The organism is Bacillus cereus group sp. BfR-BA-01383 (genome assembly GCF_022663495.1).
In the GTDB taxonomy this organism is placed as follows: Bacteria; Bacillota; Bacilli; order Bacillales; family Bacillaceae_G; genus Bacillus_A; species Bacillus_A cereus_AU.
Map to the genome: position 1 here is coordinate 12,440 of NZ_JAKUFP010000042.1, position 20,092 is coordinate 32,531.

Genomic DNA, 20,092 nt, shown 5'->3' on the forward strand with positions numbered 1-20,092 from the left:
CTTATACTTTAAGTAATTCTTTTTTGTTATTTTCTGTTGCAGGATTCTTATATAACTAGTTGTTTATGATACTAGTCAAAAAGGCTCTTATGCGTAGTAGCATAAGAGCCTTTTAACTATATGAGTAGGAAAGTACTACAGTGGATATTTTAGGTGAAGTGTCTTATATCAAAAATTAAATAACTTTCAGTGTAGCCTCATTCTAAATTTAGAAATGGGCTACTTTTTCAATTGTATGCATAACGGAAATTGGTGGTAATAGTGCAGTCCAATCAACTGCATAAACGTTCAATTTCTCACCTAATTTGTAGTCTTTGCTATTTGAAATAGGTAATCCATTGCAATTAAAATTGCTGTAAATTGTGATAGAAACGAATGTGTTTTAATAATTTGATAGAAGGAAGGGCTTATGTTAAGGATTCTTTAAAGATAAGCCCTTTCTTTTTTAAATATTTCCTGACATCCATCCCAAAATTCTAAACGAAGTGAAAGTAGGGGTAGTTCAAGATAATTTGTATTTAATTTGTGAAAACTTTTATAAATTAATTTTAACTATCTTATGAATTAGAACAAATTATTATAAGTCATGGTTATTACTTAACATTTTGTTTTACTTGATCTTTTAATTCATTAAGGGTCTTACCGCTAATATTGTCAGTAATAGTTTCATGTATTTCATTTTTCAATACAATTGTTTTTCCTGCAATTTGTGCCTTGGAAGACATCTTACTTTCATTAATAGTTTCTATGTTTGTTTGAAGGTCAGCTTTGTTATTTTCATCAAAAGTAATTGCGAATGGTTCAATTGCTCCATAGTAGTTTCCAAATAATTGATCCTTCTTCAAAAACATCATATATTTTTTATTAACTTTAGGTTCGATATATAAAGGATCCTTATTTTGAACCTCTTTAGTATTTATCTTAGTAGCTTTTTTTGTAACTGTGCCATCTGGTGCAACAACTGCATTAGAATCTTCAAGCTTAATAGTTTCAGCAAAACGATGATTGATTTTTATTTGTTTATTTTCAGTCACACCTTTAATTGTTTCGGAAATATTGAAATTATATAGATGTCCTTCAACATAATTTTCTGTATCTTCTTCCGGTGGATTACTTGGATTACGTGCCATATTCCACTTAGAGTCAAGACCTTCATATTCACCAATTATAACTAGATCGGCTTCATTAATCATTTGATTTAAATCACTTGTAGCAGGGAAATCTTTACTGATAATAACAGTTTCAGCATTGTTATCTTCGCCAGCAACATGGGAGAAGTGACTATTAAATGCTGAATATCCTCCAAAACCAATCACTGCAGCCAAAGGTATTGCAATTACTATAGTTTTTGCTTTTTTACTTAACATTAAGAAATCATCTCCTTTTTCTGTTAATAGATTGCATTTACACCATTTTTATCGTCGGTTTGAGGGACATGCATAGTAGTACGATTACGATTGCTGTTCATAATTGAAGTGCCACTGTTGTGACCTATTCCTATTGCATGACCAAACTCATGAACTCCTGTACTTTTAGCAACATTAGATTTTGTAATATTTGTATTCCCTGCATTAATATCACCAGCGAATTTCGTTACTTTTTTAGTGGATGTATTATAAGTTGTGTTCATTCTTCCATAATAAGTTGAAGAACTTTCAAACCAAGAGTTTAATGTGTTCACAGAAGAAGAAGAAACTGTAAAGTTAATGCGAGAAGCAGTGTACCAGGCTGAATCTGCAGCTTGCCAACCGGATTTAATGATACTTGAGCCATCGTCTAATCTGTCTCCCCACTTATATGTAGCTGATGTTGAAGGTAGCCTCCATCCTTCTTTTACATATGCTTCTGAAACTCCAACGCTGGAAAAGACAAACACACTACCTAATAAAAATGCAGTAACCCCTTTTCTAAAATTCATATTATCCCTCCAAAGATTATTTTTAACAAGAGAATTATAGCATCATTATCTTGTTTTGGATTAATATTTTTTGAAAATTTTGAATATTTATATTGAGAAAATATCTTTTAAGGAGACGTTATTATAATGTATAAACATAAAGTAATGAAATGGAGTCTATGTTTATTAATATTTACTTTTTTAATTATTATTGGTAAAACAATTTGGTCAAATACAGACATAGCAGAAATGTCTAATGTTTCATCGAATTCTGAAACTATAGTATTAAGTAAGACATTCAAAACTACAAATCATTTAAGGGAAATGGTGGAAGAAGCAGATGTAATTGTACTAGGTGAATATGACGGTTTACACTCTAAATGGAATATGGCAAACAATTCATCATATGAGATTCAAGGTGAAGATGTCGAAGCCCATCTGTTTAATTTTCATGTCAAAGAAATTTTAAAAGGGGACTCTGTAGAGAATAAAATTTTAATAAATCATAGATACTCAGAAAGTCTCGTATTAGAGGAAAGTAATGAAGTTATTGATGACAATGGAATAATTCTGAAAGGTGCTACGAAAGTGTTTACAAAAAAAGTGAAAAATAAAGATCCATTGTATATAAAACCTAAATCGGGTGACACATATATAGTTTTTTTAAAAGAGAATAGTAAACTTGGACATTTTTATCCAGCTTTAGAACCTTTTATGATTCAATTTGATTTAGTGAATATCGCACACCTAAAAAGTAATCTAATAAATTGGGATAAAAACAAATATAAATTTGAAACAAAGGTTAATGAGAAAACTTTTTATATTGAAAATGAAATAGATTCAACCATCAAAGATAATATTAGTGGAAAAACATTAAAAGAAATTAAGAATTTTGTGAAGAAAACTTCAAAGATGAAATAACATTATGACATACTATATTTCTATATATAATTGAGGATATGATTCTAACACTTTTCTGGTGTATTTAAATGAGGAAAATATAAAGGTTAATAAATCTGTGTAGTTATTGCATGTTAAATAATGATATAAGATTTATACCCACAAGAACTTTAAAATTTCTGTCTACAGCATTAGGTCTTAATCCTATCACTAAAAGCGGCCTAAGTCCTGCAAGGGGATTCTTCTAGCAAAAAAATCTATAATTTTAAAGTGCTTTAGGCGTCAAGAAGGTTTAATTTAATTATGTAGTTGTGCAGCTTAAAAGATTGGATAATGGTTATGATATAATAAAATTCAAGTATAATAAGGGGGGATGAATTAAATGATTTTTCAAAGCATGATTACAGCTATTATAGAAAAATTACAAGAGACCGTGAATCCCTATTGGATAATTGTATTTGGATCCACAGCAGAGAACAGAGAACGAGATGATAGTGACATTGATATAGCTTATTTAAGTGACATAAAATTAGGGAATTATGAACGTTTTTTATTAGCACAGGAGTTAGCGGATATTGTTCATAGAGATGTTGATTTAGTTGATTTATCAGAAGCTTCTACAGTTTTCCAAGCTCAAATTATACATACAGGAAAGACAATATTTTGTTCGGATGAAGAGCGAAAAATAATTTTTGAAATGAAAACTTTAAAGATGTATTCAAAATTGAATGAGGAACGCAAAATCGTATTTGAGGATATAAAGAAAAGAGGTTCTATATATGAAGAATGAAGTAATTTTGAATAAAATTTCTACAATAGAGCGTTGTATAAAAAGAATTCAAGAGGTATATGGAAATAACCCTGATAATTTAGAGGATTATACAAAGCAAGATTCTATAATATTAAATATTCAAAGAGCATGCGAAGCAAGTATTGATTTAGCAATGCATATTGTTGCAGGGAAGAAGTTGGGACTACCTCAATCTAGTAGAGAGGCATTTGATTTGTTGGTTGATGCAGATCTACTTAGTACAGAACTGGCAAGTAAGTTAAAAGCAATGGTTGGGTTTCGAAATATTGCTGTTCATGATTATCAAAGTGTAAACTTAGATATTGTTCGTCAAATTATTGAAAAACATCTAAAAGACTTTAAACTATTTACGAAAGAAGTTATGGGGATTCTAGACTTATAAAAGCACAAATCTTTGAACTATGATTACATTGGAGAACATTGTAGTAACTTTATATCATGAGGAGAAAAGTACTTCAGTAGACCCTTTACTTGCTTTAACGATTAAAAACAAATTAGGCGTTACATGAACATATTGAAAAAAGGCATCTTAAGGTGTCTTTTTTGTTTTGGAGATTATTTACATATTTTGCTGTAAATGAAACATAATATTACTAAAATCAGTGGAGGAGTGTAAGGAATGCAAATTCGCGAAAATAATAATTCAAACGAGATTTTGGTAGGCGCTGCAGCAAGTGCAATTGAACAAATGAAGTATGAAATTGCTCAGGAGTTTGGTGTTACACTTGGACCGGATTCAACAGCACGAGCGAATGGTTCAGTAGGTGGAGAAATTACCAAACGTTTAGTGCGTATGGCGCAAGAGCAATTATCTGGTCAATATAAAATTCACTAAAGTTAAAGGTATATCCCGTTGAAGGGATATACCTTTTTAATTTTTTGAAAGAGGATAATGAAATTTTGATTGTTAGTTAAGCTTAGAAACTGCAAATTTAGCTGTGAAATTCATCTTCTTCATGTACGAAGAATTTGCACCTGCTTGAAATTGTACAGAAATATTATCATCTTTTTGTGCTTTGAATACGCGACCATATGGTGAATTAGCATTGTAGGTGCCAATTATTTGATTATCTGCATCAAAGACCGTATAAGAAATTGGGAACCCAGAATTTTGTACAAAGACTGTAAGTTCTTCTCCTTTATTGAGATTAAATGTTTCCTTTTGAGACACTTCGTAAGAACTCATAGAGTAATATTTTGTAACTTCTTGAATTTCTAAATTTGTAGTTGCTGCACTCGCTTTTGGTGCCTCTGCTCCTGGTAAGTTCATACCTGATAGTACTGCAATTCCTAGTGCCCCTGCTAAAATAACTTTTTTCATAATGCTAGTTCCTCCTTTAATATATTGTGAGATTTGAAAAGGAAGTGAAAATATCACCTCCTGAAACCATTATAGTTACAGTGAGAATTATTTTCAATAAATGTCGATATGTAATTCTGCATACATAAGCGATATAAGGTATTCGGTTCTGGTGCAAAAACTATAAGATTTATGTAACTAATCTCTGAAACTTAGACATACTGATACTAGTACTCTAAAAAAAGACGTGATCAGTATGGAAAAGCAAAACCTATTCAAGAGGAAACATTATCAGCCTGAACTAATCTTATTAACAGTAAGGTGGTGCCTACGGTACAATTGAGCTTCCGTAACCTGGTGGAAATGATGGAGGAAAGAGGAGTATCCATTGCTCACACAACGATTATGCGCTGGGTTCATCAATATGGACCTTAATTAGAAGAGAAAGTACGACAGCATCTAAAATCAACAAATGATTCATGGAGAGTCGATGAAACCTATATTAAAGTAAAAGGGAAATGGATGTATTTATGTCGTGCCGTTGATTCAGAAGGGAATACCATTGATTTTTATCTAAGTAAATCAAGAGATAAACAAGCCGCCAAGTGTTTTTTCAAGAAAGCCCTGGCTTTTCCGTACGTTTCTAAACCTCGCGTGATAACAGTAGATAAGAACCCTGCCTATCCTGTAGCAATTCAAGCGTTGAAAGAAGAAAAACATATGCCTGAATGAAGGCATAGAGCTAAGACAAGTTAGATATCTCAATAATATAGTGGAACAAGATCATCGTTTTATTAAGAAACTTGTGCGTTCTATGTTAGGGTTCAAGTCTTTTGGCACAGCTACATCCATTCTTGCAGGAGTAGAAGTCATGCATATGATTAAAAAAGAACAGATTGATTTACGGGATCAGTCTGTTCAAAATCAGAAAGAATTCATCCATCAATTGTTTGGGCTAACATCATAAAATACAATTCCGCTCGAAATATATGCGCTATAGTCTCTTTTATTTTATCTTTGCACCAGAACCTATCAAGGGGGATTCATATGGAGAAGTGCTTCACAGTCAATAAGTCAGATTGAAGGGAAAATAAATTGGGGGATTTTTGCTTCACTTTCATTTGTTAGTTTAATAATGATATGTGGTTATTGCATTTATAACACCTAAATTAAATACCTTTATTATCTGTTTTCATGTGATCAAAAAAGAATAGATTGATTTATTGGACCAGTCTGTTCAAAATTAGAAAGAATTTATCCATCAATTGTTTGGACGAGTGGCGTAAGTGCAACTCTGTTAGGGGTATATACTTTACTCTCTTTTATTTTTGCACCAGAACCACCACCAAAATTATCTTTTACAGTTGAATTTTTCCAAATAATAAGTTACATTTTTAAAGTTCAAGCAACTTTATGACAGCACAAAAAGGGGAGAAATATTGTTATTATGCAAAAAATGAAATGGAAGAACTATGTATGTTATTTTGTTATTCTTATGTTTCTTGTAACAGCAGTAACAGTTAAACCAGCTATCTCTAAAGCTGAGGAATCTGATGTTAATATTACATTGTTAGGTACTGCAGATATTCATGGTAGATTTATGCCTTGGGATTATGCGCTTGATGGAGCAAATATGAGTGGAAGTTTAACGCAGCTTTATACGGTTATAAAGAAAGTACGTCAAGAAAATCCAAATACCATATTAGTAGATGCTGGGGATACAATTCAAGGAAACTCAGTAGAATTATTCAATGATAAGCCACAATCTCCGATGATGGTAGCGATGAACGCAATGGGGTATGATGCTTGGGCATTTGGAAATCATGAATTTAATTTTGGATTAGATACATTGAAAAAAGTTAGTGGGCAATATAAGGGAAAGATGTTAGCAGGAAATATTTATAAGGAGAATGGAGAGCGTTTTCTTCCTGCATATACGATTGTTGAAAAGGGTGGAATTAAAGTCGGGATTATTGGTATGAATACACCAATGATTAGTGACTTTGAAAAAGGGACAAATCATTTGGATGGTTTAGTGGTGAAAAATCCAGTAGAAGAGACAAAAAAGGCAATTAAAGAATTAGAAGGTAAAGTAGATGTAATGGTAGGGGTTATGCATATGGGACTAGAAAATGAGAATGGAATCCCTGGTACTGGAGTTCAAGATATTGCGAATGCTTGTCCGGAACTAAGCGCTATTTTTGCAGCACATATGCATAAACTTGTTAAGAAAGAAGTTGTAAATGGTGTTATTATTACAGAACCAGATAAATATGGAACACATATCTCACGTATTGACCTTACTTTTACAAAGCAAGATGGAAAACTGGTTTTAAAAGATAAAACAGCTACCGCATTACCTGTAAAAAATGTTGATGGAACAACGGTATTATCTGATCCTACACTTGAAGAAACACTAACACCTTTTCACGAGTATGCGAGAGGAGATGCAAATGTTGTAGTTGCTCAATTAAAGGGTAGAAACCTTGTTCCTGAAAATGAAATAAAGGGTATTCCAAGTGTGCAAATTCAAGAGACACCATTATCAGATTTCTTTCATGAAGTCATGCTCTATTACAGCAAAGCAGATGTAGTAGCCCACCAAATTGATAATGATTATGCCCGTTTGGATGTAGGTCCTATTAAGAAGAAAGATATTGCGTACAATTACCAATATGCTTTGGGAGAAATTACAGTATATAAGATAACTGGGAAAGATTTAAAAGACTACATGGAATGGGCGGCAGGGTATTTTAACTCATCTCGTGCTGGAGATGTAACAGTTAGCTTTGATAAAACTCGCCGTGCGTCTAAATACAGTACGAACGATTTCTTTGGGGGCGTAAAATACGAAATTGATTTAACAAAACCATATGGAAGTAGAATTACAAATTTAAGATCTATTCGTACAAATAAACCAATCGGAATGAACGATGTTATGACGCTGGGAATGAATGCATATAGAATGGAGGCTCTTCAGGCAAAAGGAGGAGCTTTAGAGGGACGTAAGTTTGAACAAATTTGGTCATCTAAACAAGAGAATGCATTCGGAGAAACAGGTGGAACCATCCGTAACCTTGCTATTACATATTTAAAAGAGGTAAAGAATGGTGTATACACGCCAAAAGTTATGCATAATTGGAAAATTACTGGTGTAGATACACATTCTTCAGATCATAAGGCTGTAGTGGATCTTGTAAATAAAGGGTTTTTAGAAATTCCAAAAACAGAAGATGGAAAATACACAAATATAGCATCTATTAATACTAAAGATTCAATTACAAAAGAAGAGATTGTAGCACTCTCTCAAAAAGCTAATATTAATCCGAATCAGTTTAATCATGTAAAAACAAAAGGTGAATTTTACAAAAAAATTAATAAAATTAATAAAAAAATATAAGAAAAATGGTTCTGGTGCAAAAAATCTATCAAACTTGGACATACTGATACTACTACTCTACAAAGGTGTGTGATCGGTATGGAAACAAAACATTCGTTCAAGTGGAAGCATTATGAGCCTGACACTATTTTGTTAACAGTGAGATGTTACAGCAAAAGTTATATGAGGCGTATGGAAATATAGAGAATCATCGATAAAAAAATCCCCGTATCTGTTTAATGATCCGGGGATTTTTTTATTTGAATTATCATTGGTTAATTTCATACTGTGTATTACTCTCGGTTTCACCGAGGAGGATATCTAGGTAGTTACTTCTCTATTGGCTATCTCAGTAGTTATTTGTATTTCTTTTTAATGAGCTAGTACTCGTGAGGAGCTTGTAGAGTACGTCCAAAAGTTAGCTTCCCAGGTGGTATTGATAGGGAAAACTTAGGAATAAATAGAATAACTATTTATGAAAACTAAGAGGAGGAGTATAAAATGTTTAAGTGGTTTAAGAAGTGGGTTAACTGGCACGATAATCTAGATCAGGCAGCTATTGAGTTTTATATCGGTGACGATAGAGTCGTTCTCATAGGTGCTGATGCAACGAACTTTGTAGCTAACTTTAATAAGAAATACAAAACTCTATATGTTGAAAATAAATTAACTGGAACGAATATACGATTTAGGGTGTTTCATGGGGGTACCTACAAGAGAACAACTTATAAAGTAGCAACTGGGAGGTAGGAAACTAATGGATATTATGGAGATAGTAATGAACAAGTGGTTTGCTGGCTCGGTCGCCTTGTTAGTTGTAGCTATAGGGAGTTGGTTCTTCCTGTGGAGCGATGTACAATCTCTAACCAATTAAAGTAACTGTCAGGTGATACTAAATAGTAAAACCTCCGCCTCGATGTGGTCACTTTTCAGTACATCAACATAGGAACTATAAAGTTATAAAAACATAACCATTCAACTCTAACCGAGAAGGTGAAACCACTTTGGATTATACCCTGCTAGGTACTACTCATATTGTGCTACCTCACCAAACCTATATCCACCAGTGATTGTATAAGTGTTGCTGGATAGAAATAGCTTAATAGAAGTACTTGCAAGATTATAACCTGTATATTATCTGTTCGAATATTCACCTTTATACGCTAACTTATACAGTAACACCTATACGGTATTTTATGCAGCAGCTACTTGTGAGATAGACTAAGTAGTTATACTAATGGATCCCAGCTCATTAGATACCCTCTACTTACTATCAATTAGTTTACATAATTAATGCTATGACACTTGGTATTATTTTCGGGTTGATTCCAGCGAACAAAGCAGCAAAATTAGATCCAATTGAAGCCCTTCGTTATGAATAAATTTATTAGTAGAAAGCTCTTTATTTAATTTGGTTCTGATAAAAAGATAAAACAAAAAAGAATCCCTCGTTCCTTTTGGGATTCTTTTTTGTTTGCAAAGGTATGTTTATCTGAACACACATAAGTTTACAAGGTTTTTAAACACAAAAATAGGAGGCATTTTATGATTTTTTGTTCAACATTACCGTGTACAGAAATGTACAAAGAAAGAATATGCAATATTGCATTTTACATTATTTCATCGGGATAATATGTTATTTGTTGAATGGAATATATAAATGGGGGAAATGTTATGAACAAGAAATCAAGGTTTACCCAAATGATGCTCGGTATTAGTACAATGGCCTTATCATTTGGAAGTATCCAAACACAAGTATCAGCGGAAGAAAACACACCTTATAATGTGTTACAAAAGAAACCAATTGGGATAGAAACTTCAACAGATGAAATTGCACATTCTACAAAAGCAGACGAAACATTGTCTTATGAAGAGCGTTTAAAAGTAGGCGATTTTTCACAACGTCCAGCTCCGGTCGTGAAACGAGCAGCGGCAAAACAATTTCAGCAAAAGTATTCTTTAGCAGAGCTGAATAGAATGAGTAATGACGAATTCATCGATACATTGGCAAGTATTAGTTGGAATCAAATTACAGATTTAGATCAATTTAATCAAGAGACAAAAGAGTTTTATCAAAATAAAGAGCGAATACAGGTTATTATTGATGAATTAGGTCGTCGTGGAAGCACATTTACAAAAGATGATACAAAAGGGATTGAGACGTTTGCTGAAGTATTACGTTCCATATCTTATGTAGGCTTTAATAATAAAGAGATAAGCTATTTAAATGAACGAAGCTTTCATGATAAATGTTTACCTGCATTAAAAGCAATTGCAAAAAATCCGAATTTTAAATTTGGTACAGATAAACAGGATGCAGTGGTATCTGCATACGGTAAATTAATTAGAAACGCTTCTTGTGATGCTGAAACAGTTCAATATGCGGCGAATATATTAAAGCAATATAACGATAATATTTCCACATTTATAAGTGACAAGAAGAAAGGGGACGCATTGTATGAGCTTATACAAGGGATTGATGATGATATACAGTCTTACTTGTTTGAGACACGTAAAAAAGCGGATGAAACAATATGGTATGGGAAAATTGATGGTTACATAAATGAAGTTAGTCGAATGGCTCTTTTGAACCATGTAACAACAGAGAATAAATGGTTAATTAATAATGGTATTTATTATACTGGTCGTTTAGGGAATTTCCATAGTAATCCAAATAAACCTTTAGAAGTACTTACACATGCAATGCATATGTACCCTCGTTTAAGTGAGGCTTATTTTAATGCGGTAGAGCAAATTTCAACAAACTATGGTGGAAAAGATTATAACGGAAATATAGTAGATTTTAAGAAAATACGTGAAGAAGGCCAGCAGCAGTACTTACCAAAAACGTATACATTCGATGACGGCTCTATTGTATTTAAAACAGGAGATAAAGTAACGGAAGAAAAGGTTAAGAAACTATATTGGGCTGCAAAAGAAGTAAAAGCGCAGTATCATCGTGTAATTGGAAAAGATGAAGCGTTAGAATCAGGAAAAGCTGATGATGTACTGACAATCGTCATTTATAATAATCCAGATGAATATAAACGAAATAGCCAACTATATGGATATGATACGAATAATGGTGGCATTTACATTGAAGGAATCGGAACGTTCTTTACATTTGAGCGTACACCACAGCAAAGTCGTTATAGTTTGGAAGAATTGTTCCGTCATGAATTTACACACTATTTACAGGGAAGATACGAAGTTCCAGGATCATGGGGACAAGGAGAAATGTATCAAGATCAACGTTTGACTTGGTTTGAAGAAGGAAATGCAGAATTTTTTGCGGGATCTACTCGTACGAATAATGTTGTTCAGCGCAAAAGTATAATTAGTGGATTATCATCTGATCCTGCGAAACGTTATACAGCAGAAAGAACATTATTTTCAAAATATGGAGAAGGAGAAGGAGACGAAAAATGGGACTTTTATAATTATTCTTTTGCACTGCAGTCTTACTTATATACTCATCAATTTGAAACTTTCGATAAGATTCAAGACTTCATTCGTGCAAATGATGTGAAGAATTATGATGCATATCGTGAAGCTTTAAGTAAGGATCCCAATTTAAATAAAGGATACCAAGACTATATGAAGCAGTTAATTGATAATCAGGGTACATATAATACTCCGCAAGTATCAGATGATTATTTAGCTGCCCATTCACCAAAGCCACTAGCTGATGTAAAGAAAGACATTACAGATGTAGCAAAGATAAAAGATGCAACGATTACAAAGCATAAGTCTCAATTTTTTGACACGTTTACATTAGAAGGGACATATACAGGTGGCGTAACAAAAGGAGAATCTGAGGATTGGAAAACGATGAGCAAGAAAATCAATCAATCCTTAGAACAGATAGCGCAAAAAGAATGGAGCGGCTACAAAACAGTTACAGCGTATTTTGTTAATTATCGTGTGAATGCGAAAAATCAATTTGAATATGATGTTGTATTCCATGGTGTTGCAACGGGAGAAGAAGAAAAACAGACTGTTAAAGTAAATATGAATGGACCGTACAATGAAATATTAAATGAAAAAGTTGAGTTTCATAGCGATGGTACAGAAAGTACAGGTGGAAAAATTATTTCTTATCTCTGGGATTTTGGGGATGGTACAACAAGTACAGAAGCAAATCCTACTCATGTATATGGAAAAGAGGGAACATATACTGCAAAGCTAACAGTGAAAGATAATAAAGGAAAAGTGGGCCGAGGTCAAACAACGGTTACCGTAAAAAAAGATGAGCCAGCAGGTCATAACTATCAAAATGCAAAGGTAATTCGTTTTAATAAGCTTTCAAAAGGAGATATGGATCGTCCTAATATGGCGTATATGCACACATTCAATGTCACATCTCCAAAAGAAGTAGATATTTCTGTTATAGATGAACATGGAATTGGGATACAATGGGATGTATATCACGAATCAGATCTAGGAAATCCTGTCATTACGGGCCAAGCGGATGGAAATAATATAAAAGGGAATTTTGAAGCGAAACCTGGGAAGTATTACTTAGTTTCATTTTTTGAAGAGGAAAATGGAAAGGGAACATATTCATTATTAGTAAAATAAATTCGTTTAATTATATAACGATGAATCGTAATGAATAAGAGCCTATTGCAATTCCTTGTTTATTTGTTTAACAAAGAATAATGTAATATTCAAAAAAATAATGAAATAAAAAAGAATCCCTTATGATTTTTGGGATTCTTTTTCTTGTTTAAAGTTTGCTCATACAAATGATCTGCACATCAATTCTTTCTTGATATACAGGTCATTTGTATGATATTTTTTTACATATAATTGCAATTTCGGAATAATGAACTTACATTACTGTTTTTAAAAGTTCTGCTACGAATGGGGAATGGATGTATTGGATTCCTGGAAATTATGGACTTGCAACAAGTGAATCCAGGGTAATTGACGGGGTAAAATATTACTTCAATAGTGATGGTTATATGTATTAAAAATGAAAGCATCCATTCGGGTGCTTTTGTTCTTATTTTTTAGAAATTACACAATGAATGTGAAACTGAACAAAATAAACATTTGATGAGGTTATAACTTACATGTATATAGGAATGACTATTTTAGGCGCTGCCGTGATCGGTTTAGCGTCTTATTTGTTGTTAAGGGATGATAAGGGGTAACAAAACAAACGAACACAACGAACAAAAAAACACCTGAGACTATAGCCTCAGGTAAGTTTGTACGATTTGTAGTATTAATCCAGAGATTTAATCCGCTAGTAACTAAACTAGTGGATTTCAATTCATTATTTTTTCCATTCTGTAAGCTTGACATCCCATAGCAATGCATCTGTATCAATAAATTTAATACTAAGTTCATTTGCTTTAGCCAACTCTATCTTAAAAGAACTTGTGGATGTAGATATGCTTTCTTCAGAGAATCGAATGGTTTGTACATCTTTTCCATCAATAGAAAAAATTATCTTACCGGAATGTTTGCTAGCACTATCAGGGATACCGAGATATCCCGAAAGTTCTGCATACTTACCTTTTAGCAAGTATTTAAATTGCTGAGAATTTGTCCCTTTACTACTAAACATATTTAATTTGGGTTCAATTTTTTTATGAGCCACTTCAAAGCTAGTGGAATTGTTAACTTTCGGTACATATCCCGTACTTTCTGGCAGTTGATTTAGCGCTATAACGGTTCCGTTTTTTGGGGATTGTTGTTCCTTTTCTAATGATTTATTAAGTTCACCTACAACTACAAGTACTCCTAATGTCAAGATAAATGCTGTTACACCTGTAATAATAAAGTTTTTCAAAGTATTATTAGAGCGAAATCCTATTTTATATGCACAAAATCCTATTGTAGCACCCATTGCATTCACAATTACATCATCAATGTCAAAGCCACCAAGAAAAGTAACCATTTGTAGGACTTCTAGTATAAGAATAGAAATACAGAATGAAGTAATAAATCTAATAAAGCTACAACGATATAACATAGGAATTAATACCCCAAAAGGTATGAATGCTGTTAAATTTCCAAAATTAAAAAACCATAGATTAAAATCTTCCCTATCTACCATATTTGGCAAGCTCAAAGGAATACTACTCGGAATTAACTGGAATTCATATTTATGGTTAATATATTTTAATCCCAATCTATCGAAACCAAGAAACATAAAGTAGAGAATCAGAACGGAATATAGTCCTAATATTGCGAGGGTAATGTTACGATGTTTTTCTTTGATAATAAAACCTCCTATTACTAATAGTTGTTCTTATTGATACTTTTGCAAATTCGCATATTTTAAATATAACAATAAAACCATTCCGGTGTAAGTAGTAATTCGGTTCTGTTGCAAGTTTTCTACATGAAGCTACACTCTAGAAATCAGGATCTAGGAGAATGGGACATCAGATATTTTAAAGGAAAACAATTCAAAAAAGCTATTATTTTAGTAGCCGCCTTGTACTACTGCAGTTTTTCTTTAAGTTATCGCGATGTTTCTGAAATGCTGAAAGAACGTGGTATTTCAGTTCACCCAACAAACATCATGCGATAGGTTTATGAATATGGAAATCTCATCTATCAAATTTGGAACTAACTTCTTCCGAAACATTGTTCCTCATGTACCAACCTGTTTATGTTTTTTTTAAACTTTGCAACAGAATCACATTGTTTTAATTAGATTTTATGTTATGCTTCTATAGGCATCTGATTTTTATTCTATATAAAAGCAGGTGAAAAGCCCTTATCAAATCGATAATGGCTTTTCTATTTTTCATGAAGATCGATTATATGGCATGAGCAATAAATTTAAAGGAGAATAATAAAATGATTTTTCCAAGTAAAATCAATACGTCTTATGAGTATTCAATTATAGAAATTCAATGTTTACCTTGTATTTCTACAGTACCTGATTTTTATGATAATTTTGTACTTATTTGTAGTACTTATCTTAATAAAAATGATAAAGCACATGGTCATACTACATTTGAAATTCAATCTATAAAAGAACTCTCTTATAATAATCCAAATGTAAAAAATGCTAAGAAGTTTGTATACCAAGGTGGGTCTTTGAAAATAAGTGATTTTGTAACAATTACTCAAGCGGAATCAGATTATGATACGAAATTCATAGCGAGACTTTCCTATCAATATCATAGCGATCAAGAGAGGGAATATATACAAGAGCAAGATTTACTCTTATTTTCCATTTCTGAAGGGCCAAAGGGGCAATTGTCAAATATTCCTTATTTATATCTTCCTCCGGATTTTAAGAAGTATATAGAATATTATCAGGCTAAGCACGATTCTGAAGTTCTTCACACCGCCTACTCAATATTAGAACATTTCATAAAAGAACATGATTGTTCAGAATCTTTCATTAATCAATTTGAAATTTTAAAAGAAAAACAAAAGAATAAATCTCTTATCTTGTATGATAGCTTTTTACGGAATCAATATAAGGAAATTTGATTTATTTTCATAGAAACATCAAAAACCCTTTAAATATTATACAAAATATGCCTATTTGTTTATAAAAATGAAGAAAATGCATAAATGCATAAAACTATATATGCATTTTGTAGTATCCTAGACCGTATCTATCTAAAAGTCTTTCATAGTACATTTGTAAATTTTAGTTAAAAGATACCACTTGTTTAATAAACTTAGTGAAGTAAAGTTAATTACTTTAATATATTATTAGGAGAGAATTTATGAGTAAAAAACTATTAAAATCAATAACATCATTAACGATGGTAGGAGGTGCATTGTTAGGAACAAGTAGTGATCCCGTAAAAGCTGAAGTCCAGTCAGGGAGAAATTCAGCTGTATTTAATGATGTTCCCAAAAACCATTGGGCAAATAATGCCATTACGAGCTTAGCTAATCGTAATATTATCACAGGATATGGAAATGGAATGTTTGGCCTGGGAGATAATGCTACTCGTGAACAGGTGGCAGCCTTAATTTATCGTGTGCTAGCTCCTGCTAAAAAAGGAGGCACTCTTACTAAGGACAACTCTTTTTATATTATGCAAGATGGGTCTCAGCTTAAAAATCCATATAAGGACATTAATAAAAACTCAACAATGTTCCTAGAAGAGATTCTATTTTTGACAGACATAGGAGTCTTTAAAGGGGATCAAAATGGGGAATTTCGACCAAAAGAACCATTAAGTCGTGCAGAAATGGCACAGGTCATCAAGAATGCTTTTAAAGTTCCTGTGTTAAGTAAACATACTTTTAATGATGTACCAGATAATTCATGGGCGAAGGACGCTATTAGTGCCGTACAGTCGAATAAAATTGCATCAGGTACAGGTAATGGAGGTTTTGAACCAAATAAAACTGTAACTCGTGAACAGTATGCACAGTTTTTATTTAATGCGTTAAATTATATGGAACAACTTAATACACAAAATCCTGATGTGACAAAACCAAATAATGAAGGTACGAGTGTACAAACTGAGGTACAACTATTAGAAGCTTATAAAAAAGACATGAAAAATTATATTAATAATCATGAAGAAGATATAACTATAACATATAAATCTAAACAATCTAATATTAGAGAAGTTATGGATACGCTTGTTAAAGCATATGATGAGACAGTTGATTCAAATGAATACATGAAATATAATATCGCAAATACACAATATTCTATTCGTGGTATTCCAGGAGATTATGTCTTCACATTAAAAATTACATACCGTGAATCAAAAGAACAAATGAACTATGTAAAGACACAAGCAAAATCAGTTATCACTTCTATTGTTAAAGCTGGTATGGATGAACATGAAAAAGTAAAAGCGATTCATGATTATGTCGTAAAACATGTTTCTTATGATACTTCTTTCCAGGCTTATACGGCATATGAAGCTTTAGCAAACCGTTCTGCTGTTTGTCAAGGATATGCATTATTAACTTATCAATTGTTAAAAGAGGCAGGAGTAGAAGGTCATATTGTAACAGGGACTGGAAATGGACAACCTCATGCTTGGAATCTAGTGAAAATTGAGGGGAGATGGTACCATCTTGATACAACCTTCGATGATCCAATTCCAGATGTAGAAGGACGTGTAACTTATTCATATTATAATTTATCTGATGAACAAATTGCTAAAGATCACCAATGGGATCGTAATCAATTTGCGAAAGCAACAACAATCTATAATAATGAGTTAACAAATAAAATTCAGATCGGTAGCCCAAAAGCAATGGGATATCAGAAAATATTAACGGATATCAAACGCTAATATGAATCTGTGTAGTTTATTAACGAAATAAAACAATGTATAAACGATTAATTGAGGTCTGTGTAACAATGGACCAGTACTAGATGAAAAAAGAATCCCATAAACATATATGATATGGGATTCTTTTTTTTATTTTATTTATTTTGTTCATCTGATGTGTATATTTACAGCATGTAATCAGTTTAACTAAATTTAGGTAATTCATCTTTCTCCTCAATTTGTATGTAGGTGCATGGCACCAACAAATAGGTGAGAGATGAATTACTTTTTTTCATAATAAAACATACGTTTTATTATTATCATCTAGTTATGATGTGTCCTTTAACAAGTGACTATATAAGGTTGAATAGACAAAGAAACTGTGAAAACCAAGAAGATCCTTCCACTCGTAAAATAATTAAGGTATCTAAAGAATCTCCATTTGTTGAATATCTAAGGCAGGAATAGTCCGAACTAACGCCCAGCCAGATAAAAGAGTACTTTCGTCATGGAACTGAGAAGCTCCCACCTCTAAGCCTTAGCATAGGTGGTGAGTAGTTCACCGAACTATATAAACTAACGAGATAGCCTAATCCATGATTAGTTCTTGTACTTGTATAGAAATAAACACGCAAGATAGGTGAATTTAGGAAGCGACCACTTCTAAGCAAGCTGGAAGTGGGGATAGTTTACGAAATTCATTTAGCCCTTATATGTGTTTTGTAAATAACGATCATATAAATCTTTTTCTAAAATACTTTGTTTATCTTGTAGTTCCTTAAATTGTTCAATGAATTCACTATCTTCTTTTGTGCTTCGACACAAAGTATAAAAAGCATCATGGAGAATTTTAGATTCTTGATGAGCATCATAGTAGTCCATGTAGGTCTTAAATTCTGGTGGTAGATAAAGATAAGGGACGTTAGAAAAAGAACCTTTGATTCCTACTGAAGTAGAAAATAAGAGTAAGTCTTTATTTTGTATATATTCCATCTCTTGATCTTTAAAATATTGGTAAGAAAGGTTTGCTATAATCTTTGTATCATAATCAGTTTTCACCTCAATCATGTTTACAAAATCATTAATCCTTAAAGTACCACCTTTGAATGCAAACTTTTTTGCTTCTTTAACGTGTGAATTATTATAAGATAATTCTTTTATAGATTGGATTTCAAATGTAGTATGACCATGTGCTTTATCATTTTTATTAAGATATGTACTACAAATAAGAACAAAGTCGTTTTGGAATTTTATTGTTTCAGAATTATAGGGCAAGCATCTAATTTCTATTATTGAATACTCATACATACTGTTAACATTATTGGGAAAAGTCATTATTATTATAATTCTCCTTTATATTTATTTCAGGTGAAGAGTAGTTACTCTTCACTACCTTTATTTTAAATAAATTATAGATTAATAGTAACCCTCAATTCCAGAAATTTATCGTTTTTCGACAGAAGACTCCTTCCTCAAAAATGTGAAGGTGTGAAACACCAATATTAGGTGGGAGATGAATGTCGGTAGGCATGAGCCTACGTTTTTTGTTACCAGTTAGCACAAAATTTCGTTCTGGGGGTACTATAAAATTTTAGCTTGATAGCAATGGGGTAGCACCACACATCCATCAACTTAAGGATTTGGACTATTCTTGAAATTAAAAGCGCGATACTATTTTCTTATATTAATGAGAAAGGGTGACGTGCTGTTTATGAACATGCATCAAAAACAAGAGTTGTCTTTATTTGCCGAAGAGTTATATCGCTATATGTCTCCCGCTACACTTAATCAATTAGCTATAGAAGCAGGCGGAATGAAACGAAAACGTAAGTGCCATGGGCACCATTTTTTATCTTTGTGTGTATGGTTAAATCAACAAATCGCTACTACCTCTCTTACTCAACTTTGTAGTCAATTAGAAACCTCAACAGGAATTTTATTAAGTCCTGAGGGACTGAATCGGCGATTTAACTCGGCTTCTGTAGCCTTCTTTCGAACAGTATTCACTACACTTCTACAGGCTAAAATTGGGGGATTATCTAAGATTTCTCATGCTCTTTCTGCCTATTTTGAGCGTATTCTTATCCTTGATTCTACAACCTTTCAAGTGCCGGATCGATTTGCATCTACTTATCCTGGTGCCGGAGGATGTAGTCATAAAGCTGGTGTAAAAATTCAACTAGAGTATGACTTGTTGAGTGGAGAATTTTCTGATGTGAAAATTGAACCAGGAAAACGAAGTGATCAGGCGTATGGTGCGACTCGAACAGGTATGGCGCAAAAGAATGAACTATATATTCGTGACTTAGGATATTTTCGTTTACAAGATTTTAAGTCTATTCAAGATAAGCAAGGATATTATTTATCACGTCTTAAGTTACCAACTAAAATATATAGAAAAGAATTCGAAGCAGTCGTATTTAAAACAAAACCCGCTCAACTGAGGACGGTATATATACAAATTCATTTGGAAGACATCATGAGCCAATTACAACCTGGCCAAGTGTATGAATTACATGATGTATATGTAGGGAGCAAAGACAAATTACCTACTCGCATTGTGGTTTATAAATGT

At 32.6% G+C, this 20,092-nt stretch carries 15 protein-coding genes and 4 pseudogenes; 13 read left to right on the top strand and 6 right to left on the bottom strand.

Annotated features, from left to right (window positions below; all coding sequences use genetic code 11):
* Positions 1-208: 208 nt before the first annotated feature.
* The 3 genes and pseudogenes from MR065_RS23915 to MR065_RS23925 all read right to left on the bottom strand — a co-directional run.
* A pseudogene (locus MR065_RS23915) lies at positions 209-334 on the bottom strand (DUF3221 domain-containing protein); the annotation flags it as partial.
* Between the two features lie 259 nt (positions 335-593).
* The gene (locus MR065_RS23920) at positions 594-1,367 is read right to left on the bottom strand and encodes a cardiolipin synthase (RefSeq protein ID WP_242215303.1); all 774 of its coding nucleotides are present in this window, start codon (positions 1,365-1,367) and stop codon (positions 594-596) included.
* A 23-nt stretch (positions 1,368-1,390) separates the two neighbouring features.
* The gene (locus tag MR065_RS23925; RefSeq protein WP_242215304.1) at positions 1,391-1,918 is read right to left on the bottom strand and encodes a matrixin family metalloprotease; all 528 of its coding nucleotides are present in this window, start codon (positions 1,916-1,918) and stop codon (positions 1,391-1,393) included.
* A gap of 126 nt (positions 1,919-2,044) precedes the next feature.
* Between MR065_RS23925 and MR065_RS23930 the strand changes: the two genes are divergently transcribed.
* From MR065_RS23930 to MR065_RS23945, 4 genes are all read left to right on the top strand, one after another.
* Positions 2,045-2,818, top strand: a complete 774-nt coding sequence (locus MR065_RS23930; RefSeq protein WP_242215305.1) for a hypothetical protein — start codon at positions 2,045-2,047, stop codon at positions 2,816-2,818.
* Positions 2,819-3,179: 361 nt separating this feature from the next.
* The gene (gene mntA / locus MR065_RS23935; protein WP_242215306.1) at positions 3,180-3,587 is read left to right on the top strand and encodes a type VII toxin-antitoxin system MntA family adenylyltransferase antitoxin; all 408 of its coding nucleotides are present in this window, start codon (positions 3,180-3,182) and stop codon (positions 3,585-3,587) included.
* Positions 3,577-3,990 (top strand): type VII toxin-antitoxin system HepT family RNase toxin, encoded by a 414-nt coding sequence (gene hepT / locus MR065_RS23940; protein WP_000787552.1) that lies wholly within the window; start codon positions 3,577-3,579, stop codon positions 3,988-3,990. The genes mntA and hepT overlap by 11 nt, the downstream gene beginning before the upstream one ends.
* A gap of 237 nt (positions 3,991-4,227) precedes the next feature.
* Positions 4,228-4,443 carry an alpha/beta-type small acid-soluble spore protein gene (locus MR065_RS23945; protein ID WP_001167057.1) on the top strand — a complete coding sequence of 72 codons (216 nt, stop codon included), beginning with the start codon at positions 4,228-4,230 and terminating at the stop codon, positions 4,441-4,443.
* 72 nt (positions 4,444-4,515) lie between these two features.
* Here the strand turns inward: MR065_RS23945 and MR065_RS23950 are convergent, their stop codons facing one another.
* A complete protein-coding gene (locus MR065_RS23950; RefSeq protein ID WP_242215307.1) occupies positions 4,516-4,929 on the bottom strand; it encodes a hypothetical protein in 414 nt (137 codons plus the stop codon).
* Positions 4,930-5,164: 235 nt separating this feature from the next.
* On the opposite strand from MR065_RS23950, the pseudogene MR065_RS23955 reads away from it, so the two are divergent.
* The 5 genes and pseudogenes from MR065_RS23955 (at position 5,165) to colA (ending at position 12,868) form a co-directional block, all read left to right on the top strand.
* Positions 5,165-5,875, top strand: a pseudogene (locus MR065_RS23955) (IS6 family transposase).
* Positions 5,876-6,355: 480 nt separating this feature from the next.
* Positions 6,356-8,308, top strand: a complete 1,953-nt coding sequence (locus MR065_RS23960) for a bifunctional metallophosphatase/5'-nucleotidase (protein ID WP_242215308.1) — start codon at positions 6,356-6,358, stop codon at positions 8,306-8,308.
* A gap of 480 nt (positions 8,309-8,788) precedes the next feature.
* Positions 8,789-9,037, top strand: coding sequence for a polyprotein (locus tag MR065_RS23965; RefSeq protein ID WP_242215309.1), 249 nt, complete (start codon positions 8,789-8,791; stop codon positions 9,035-9,037).
* A gap of 554 nt (positions 9,038-9,591) precedes the next feature.
* Positions 9,592-9,669: pseudogene (locus MR065_RS27825) on the top strand (ABC transporter permease); the annotation flags it as partial.
* A 292-nt stretch (positions 9,670-9,961) separates the two neighbouring features.
* The gene (gene colA, locus MR065_RS23970; protein ID WP_242215310.1) at positions 9,962-12,868 is read left to right on the top strand and encodes a collagenase ColA; all 2,907 of its coding nucleotides are present in this window, start codon (positions 9,962-9,964) and stop codon (positions 12,866-12,868) included.
* A 703-nt stretch (positions 12,869-13,571) separates the two neighbouring features.
* Here colA and MR065_RS23980 read toward each other — a convergent pair.
* A complete protein-coding gene (locus MR065_RS23980; RefSeq protein ID WP_277927527.1) occupies positions 13,572-14,468 on the bottom strand; it encodes a VanZ family protein in 897 nt (298 codons plus the stop codon).
* Between the two features lie 219 nt (positions 14,469-14,687).
* On the opposite strand from MR065_RS23980, the pseudogene MR065_RS23985 reads away from it, so the two are divergent.
* The 3 genes and pseudogenes from MR065_RS23985 to MR065_RS23995 form a co-directional block, all read left to right on the top strand.
* Positions 14,688-14,834: pseudogene (locus MR065_RS23985) on the top strand (IS6 family transposase); the annotation flags it as partial.
* Positions 14,835-15,109: 275 nt separating this feature from the next.
* Positions 15,110-15,754 (top strand): hypothetical protein, encoded by a 645-nt coding sequence (locus MR065_RS23990; RefSeq protein ID WP_242215313.1) that lies wholly within the window; start codon positions 15,110-15,112, stop codon positions 15,752-15,754.
* Positions 15,755-15,996: 242 nt separating this feature from the next.
* Positions 15,997-17,538, top strand: coding sequence for an S-layer homology domain-containing protein (locus MR065_RS23995; RefSeq protein ID WP_242215314.1), 1,542 nt, complete (start codon positions 15,997-15,999; stop codon positions 17,536-17,538).
* 681 nt (positions 17,539-18,219) lie between these two features.
* On the opposite strand, the gene MR065_RS24000 is transcribed toward MR065_RS23995, so the two are convergent.
* A complete protein-coding gene (locus tag MR065_RS24000) occupies positions 18,220-18,852 on the bottom strand; it encodes a hypothetical protein (RefSeq protein ID WP_242215315.1) in 633 nt (210 codons plus the stop codon).
* A gap of 376 nt (positions 18,853-19,228) precedes the next feature.
* Here MR065_RS24000 and MR065_RS24005 point away from each other — a divergent pair.
* A partial coding sequence (locus tag MR065_RS24005; RefSeq protein WP_242215316.1) for an IS4 family transposase occupies positions 19,229-20,092 on the top strand: 864 nt, incomplete at its 3' end.

What these genes read in the sequence shown, in the direction of transcription:
- MR065_RS23920 (WP_242215303.1), bottom strand. Translation starts at nt 1,367, where the DNA reads ATGTTAAGTAAAAAAGCAAAAACTATAGTAATTGCAATACCTTTGGCT.
- MR065_RS23925 (WP_242215304.1), bottom strand. Translation starts at nt 1,918, where the DNA reads ATGAATTTTAGAAAAGGGGTTACTGCATTTTTATTAGGTAGTGTGTTT.
- MR065_RS23930 (WP_242215305.1), top strand. Translation starts at nt 2,045, where the DNA reads ATGTATAAACATAAAGTAATGAAATGGAGTCTATGTTTATTAATATTT.
- mntA (WP_242215306.1), top strand. Translation starts at nt 3,180, where the DNA reads ATGATTTTTCAAAGCATGATTACAGCTATTATAGAAAAATTACAAGAG.
- hepT (WP_000787552.1), top strand. Translation starts at nt 3,577, where the DNA reads ATGAAGAATGAAGTAATTTTGAATAAAATTTCTACAATAGAGCGTTGT.
- MR065_RS23945 (WP_001167057.1), top strand. Translation starts at nt 4,228, where the DNA reads ATGCAAATTCGCGAAAATAATAATTCAAACGAGATTTTGGTAGGCGCT.
- MR065_RS23950 (WP_242215307.1), bottom strand. Translation starts at nt 4,929, where the DNA reads ATGAAAAAAGTTATTTTAGCAGGGGCACTAGGAATTGCAGTACTATCA.
- MR065_RS23960 (WP_242215308.1), top strand. Translation starts at nt 6,356, where the DNA reads ATGCAAAAAATGAAATGGAAGAACTATGTATGTTATTTTGTTATTCTT.
- MR065_RS23965 (WP_242215309.1), top strand. Translation starts at nt 8,789, where the DNA reads ATGTTTAAGTGGTTTAAGAAGTGGGTTAACTGGCACGATAATCTAGAT.
- colA (WP_242215310.1), top strand. Translation starts at nt 9,962, where the DNA reads ATGAACAAGAAATCAAGGTTTACCCAAATGATGCTCGGTATTAGTACA.
- MR065_RS23990 (WP_242215313.1), top strand. Translation starts at nt 15,110, where the DNA reads ATGATTTTTCCAAGTAAAATCAATACGTCTTATGAGTATTCAATTATA.
- MR065_RS23995 (WP_242215314.1), top strand. Translation starts at nt 15,997, where the DNA reads ATGAGTAAAAAACTATTAAAATCAATAACATCATTAACGATGGTAGGA.
- MR065_RS24000 (WP_242215315.1), bottom strand. Translation starts at nt 18,852, where the DNA reads ATGACTTTTCCCAATAATGTTAACAGTATGTATGAGTATTCAATAATA.